General features: G+C 38.4%; 3 protein-coding genes. 1 reads left to right on the top strand and 2 read right to left on the bottom strand.

The annotated features are described in order from the left end of the window. Nucleotides 1-145: 145 nt before the first annotated feature. Complete coding sequence (locus QUF07_RS13500) at nucleotides 146-1,018, bottom strand: DegV family protein (protein ID WP_289427938.1); 873 nt, start codon at nucleotides 1,016-1,018, stop codon at nucleotides 146-148. 19 nt (nucleotides 1,019-1,037) lie between these two features. Further along, the gene (locus QUF07_RS13495) at nucleotides 1,038-1,451 is read right to left on the bottom strand and encodes a MarR family winged helix-turn-helix transcriptional regulator (protein WP_217162980.1); all 414 of its coding nucleotides are present in this window, start codon (nucleotides 1,449-1,451) and stop codon (nucleotides 1,038-1,040) included. A gap of 129 nt (nucleotides 1,452-1,580) precedes the next feature. Between QUF07_RS13495 and QUF07_RS13490 the strand changes: the two genes are divergently transcribed. Then, nucleotides 1,581-3,290, top strand: a complete 1,710-nt coding sequence (locus QUF07_RS13490; protein ID WP_217163016.1) for an NFACT RNA binding domain-containing protein — start codon at nucleotides 1,581-1,583, stop codon at nucleotides 3,288-3,290. Nucleotides 3,291-3,402 lie beyond the last annotated feature (112 nt).

Here is a 3,402-nt window from a genome sequence, read left to right as displayed (position 1 = left end):
AAACAAAAAGAGCCCTAATCACAAAGTGATTAGAACTCGAATTTAGTTTCACCAACAACAGTTGACGAAGAGCCAAATAAAAAAGCAATCACTTAGCCGGATTTTACCGAACGTTTAGTGATTGTCCCAAATTATTGTTTCGTTTTTATAACTGATCCTGATCAAAATCACGAAGCCATGCAAGTGCCAGTGCTTTGTCTCCCAGATGGGTTCCGATGGTTGGACCAAAATAACTTTGCTCAATTTTCATATCCGGATAAAGTTCGTGAATTTTGTTTGCCCATTCATTTCCCGCTTTGGGATCATTCCCATTAATGACAAGAGCACGCAACGGATAAGTTGCCCGCTGTTGAGCCTGTGCAAACAACTCTTCAACCCTCTTGAGCGCTTTCTTTCGAGATCGAATTTTTTCGAAAGCCACAATTTCATTACTCTTATCGTCAAACGTGAGTAATGGCTTAATTTTAAGAATTCCCCCAATAAATGCGGATGCATTAGATAAGCGTCCACCACGAACAAGATTCTGAAGGTCATCAACTACAAACAACTCGTCGATTGTTGACCGTAAATCGTCCAAATAATGGATGATCTGTTCAGGGGTCCTTCCCAAACTAGCCATCTTACTAGCTTGAATCGCAAGATACCCCATCAACTTGACAGTGATTTTAGAATCATAAGGGATCACCTTAATTTTATCGATCGAAGGGGCCACCTGTTCCAATGAATTATAAAAGCCCGATATTGTGCTGGCTAAATGGATACTAATAACAGTATCATAGCCTTCATCTGCTAGCTTCTCGTACAGTTCAATCATTTCACCAACTGGTGGTTGAGAGGTGCTTGGAAAGGAATGAGACGTTTTTAATTTTCCATAGAAGGCCTCAGTAGTGATATCGTCGCCTTCCTTGTACTCCTTACCATCAATAATGACTGGAATTGGAACCACTGTTATATGGTATTTTCGTTGTTCTGCTTCAGTAAGGTACGCAGTACTATCAGTTACAATAGCAATCTTCATTCAATCCACCTGCTCATAATTATATTCTGCCAAGACTCTGTTCCAACCGATTGATCAAAATCTTCAATAAATTCTTCTCTTCATCGGTCCAGTGACTAAAAATTTGATCTGTAAGAGCATTAAGCTTGGTTTTGACGTATGTACTCGATTCGATGCCTTGGTGGGTAACATTATAGATTAATTGACGTTTATCCTTACCCACGGCTGTCTTTTCTAACATGTCTTTTTCAACGAGGCGCTTTAACTGGCGGGACAGGGTTGAAATGTCCAATTGGGTTGTTGCCGACAAAGCTTCTTGAGTGGTATGACCATCAATGACCTGATCCAGTAACTTCCATTCCGAAATTGTGAGCCCCGTTGCTTTGGTGATCGCAAATAATTGCGCTTTATGGTTTTTGGCAGCAGAATTAAGTGCTGGAAGAATATCCTTCATGATGACAATACCTCCGAAAAAATAGTATACGCTAAATAATTATGACTTACAAATGAACAACAGGCTTCGCATCAAGGCGTGAAGTGCGCTATACTAATAGATGCTACCTATATGAAAGTGAGTGATAAGATGTCATTTGATGGTTCTTTTACCCATTCCATGAGAAACGAATTAGCTTCAATTTTGAAGACTGGAAGGGTAAGTAAAATAAATCAACCCTATCCAAATGAATTAATATTAACAATTCGTGCCCAAAGTAAAAATCAACAATTATTGCTGTCTGCTAATCCAACCTATGCACGGGTTCAATTAACTAAAATTCCCTATTCAAACCCAAGTGTTCCAAGTAATTTTACGATGATTATGAGAAAACATCTGAGTGGTGCAATTTTGACCGATGTTCAGCAATTAGACAACGATCGGGTCCTCAAATTTCTGTTCACCTCAAGAAATGAACTCGGGGATCAAACCGAACTGTGTTTAAATGTCGAAATTATGGCCAGACACAGTAACATTATTTTAGTTGATCAAAAAACCAGCAAGGTCATCGATGCTATTAAGCATGTTGGTTCAGATGTGAACCGGTATCGGATTTTGTTACCAGGAGCTACTTACATTAATCCACCAAAGCAAGACGTACAAAATCCATTTACAAAGACAAGCTTTACTGATATTGATCAACTAATTGAAGAATTTCCAAATATTCAGGTTCTCGCAGATAATGTTCGAAAAATGATTCAGGGATTGGGTAAAGACACATCCTTGGCACTAGCAAGTTATTTGCACAAATCCGATCAAACGGAAACTAATTTCAAGAACTTTTTTAGTCAATTTGATGAGTCAAAGCCGACGTTGAGCAATATTGCTAATAACAAGCTTAATTTTACCGCATTTCCGTATCCAGATACAGCAAAAAATACTTTTTATTCGACGCTTAGCGAATTATTGGATGCCTATTACGCAGAAAAAGCGCAACGGGATCGAGTTCGTGAACAAGGGGCCGTTTTAATTCAAGTCGTTAAAAAACAGCTCAAAAAAAATCGAACGAAACTTAAACGATTAACTCGGGATATGGCTGAAACTGAGAATGCAGATGCGTTCAAAATTAAAGGTGAAATCTTAACGACGTATCTCAACAAAATCCAACGGGGAATGCAAACAATTGAGCTTCCCAACTATTATGACAACAACGCCATGATCTCAATCAGCCTTTCGAATCAATTGTCTCCTTCAGAAAATGCCCAGCGTTATTTTAAAAAGTATCAAAAATTAAAGAATGCTGTTAAATATTTGAACGAACAGATTAAGTTAACGCAACAAGAAATTGATTATTTTGAAAATATTCAGTCTCAGATTGAACTGGCTAAACCAGAAGACTTAGTAGACATTCGCTACGAATTAGAACAGGGCCACTATCTTCGGGATCATGAACAACATGGTAAGAAGAAAAAAGCCAAGCGCCCAAAGATTAACAAACCAGAGGAATTTGTTTCAACTGATGGTACCGAAATTCTCGTCGGGAAAAATAATCTCCAAAACGAACGTTTGACCATGCATACTGCTGACAAACGGGAAACATGGCTTCATACGAAGAATATTCCCGGCTCTCATGTGATTGTCCGAAGCTTTAATCCATCCGAGCAAACCTTGACCGAGGCTGCCAATTTAGCAGCGTATTTCTCAAAAGCTCGTGACTCAGCTAAGGTTCCTGTCGATTATACAAAGGTTAAGCATATTAGAAAGCCGAATGGCGCAAAACCCGGCTTCGTTATTTATGATAGTCAGCAAACGTTATTCATTGATCCTTCAGAAGACATCGTTAATAAACTTAGAAAATAATTCAGGATAACATAGTGGCTGAACCAGATGGAAATTGTGGTTCTACAATATCTGTTGTTGGTAATAGATTTTATCTATTACTGATGACAGATTTTTTGTTTCTCGTTAGAAT

The sequence above is a fragment of the Lentilactobacillus sp. TOM.63 genome, assembly GCF_030361045.1.
Classification (GTDB): Bacteria; Bacillota; Bacilli; order Lactobacillales; family Lactobacillaceae; genus Lentilactobacillus; species Lentilactobacillus dabitei.
Note: the sequence above shows the minus strand (reverse complement) of the source record. Positions and strands in the feature narration are given on the sequence as shown.

Bases quoted from the DNA above. Each gene is read 5' to 3' on its own strand.
- QUF07_RS13490 (WP_217163016.1), top strand. From the start codon at position 1,581: ATGTCATTTGATGGTTCTTTTACCCATTCCATGAGAAACGAATTAGCT.
- QUF07_RS13500 (WP_289427938.1), bottom strand. From the start codon at position 1,018: ATGAAGATTGCTATTGTAACTGATAGTACTGCGTACCTTACTGAAGCA.
- QUF07_RS13495 (WP_217162980.1), bottom strand. From the start codon at position 1,451: ATGAAGGATATTCTTCCAGCACTTAATTCTGCTGCCAAAAACCATAAA.